This is a genomic window from Paenibacillus xylanexedens (assembly GCF_007676705.1).
GTDB lineage: Bacteria > Bacillota > Bacilli > Paenibacillales > Paenibacillaceae > Paenibacillus > Paenibacillus xylanexedens_C.
Genome location: NZ_VEBF01000710.1, coordinates 1 through 233, shown reverse-complemented (window position 1 = coordinate 233; position 233 = coordinate 1). Strand labels below are relative to the sequence as shown.

1 protein-coding gene is annotated in these 233 nt (G+C 45.5%); it reads right to left on the bottom strand.

Annotated elements, in window-relative coordinates; translation table 11 throughout:
* A partial coding sequence (locus tag FS628_RS30995) for a GNAT family N-acetyltransferase (protein ID WP_260871261.1) occupies window positions 1-216 on the bottom strand: 216 nt, incomplete at its 3' end.
* Between the last annotated feature and the right edge of the window lie 17 nt (window positions 217-233).

Here is a 233-nt window from a genome sequence, read left to right as displayed (position 1 = left end):
GAAGCGATCCAAGAACGATATACTTTCTTTCTTACGCTTCATTTCTTCCAACCCATCCTTCAGCACACCCCCTACCCACCCTTTACCTCTATACTCTCCCCACGTCCCTACACCACCAATACCACCCATCTCCAACCATCTACCATGAATATAACTTTCAAAACCCATAATCTGAACTTGCCCTCCTAGTTCCCCTTCCTCATATACTCCCCATATATCCTCTCACCAAAACT